Raw genomic sequence first — 784 nt, 5'->3', positions numbered from 1 at the left:
GGAGCGATCGACGCTCAAACCCCACAAAACTGCCGGCTAGGGCTTAACCAAACGATAATGCTCGCGGCCCTTATTGATGTTGATGCTACGGACTCGGTGAGATGCTGTTCCCGAATCACAAGGGGTGACGAACCGGCGGTGGTTCGCACGGCGATAACACGGAGTCCGATGGGGGCTCGTTGGCCGGGCCACAGCCCTACGAGGGAGACAAACGAGATTTTCTCCGGTGTGTCTCCGGTTCTCTCCGAGTGCGGGTTGGAATCAAAAGGCGACGACTACTCGAATCTGGTGGTCGGATTCCTCCCGCCTTCAGGCAGAGGAGAATTTCAATCGATCTCATCTACTTCATAGACGGAAATTGTCCGAGCACTATATCGTATATCTCTATCAGCCCGCCATTTCGAAGACCGCGACGTCCTCAACGGTTAGTCCGTCTTCTGCCGCTCGCGACACCCCCGAGACAAGATCCGTCGCATCGACCGTCTCGTCGATTCCGACTGTTGCCGTTCCGGGGCCGAAGTTGAGGAGGACCACGTAGCCCGCATCCTCGTTCTTGCGGCCGAAGGCAACGACACCGTCGGGATTCTCCGTCTCGTACTCGACGTGGACGAGGTCGCCCTCAACCCCGAGTGCCGGGTGATCATCGTGGAGCGCGAGCAGGTCGTCGTAGTGCGACCGGATCTCCTCACGCGCATCGCCCCACGCGAGCGGGTCGCGGTTCCCTCGCTGTCCCAGCTCTTGACCGCCGTACAGCATCGGGATTCCTGGAAGGGTGAACAGCGCG

At 59.7% G+C, this 784-nt stretch carries 1 pseudogene; it reads right to left on the bottom strand.

Features of this window, described 5'->3' with window-relative positions:
- Nucleotides 1-387: 387 nt before the first annotated feature.
- Nucleotides 388-784: pseudogene (locus DVK07_RS20055) on the bottom strand (alpha-amylase); the annotation flags it as partial.

This window comes from Halorubrum sp. Atlit-26R (assembly GCF_003666015.1).
GTDB lineage: Archaea > Halobacteriota > Halobacteria > Halobacteriales > Haloferacaceae > Halorubrum.
This window is presented reverse-complemented; position numbering and strand designations above follow the sequence as displayed.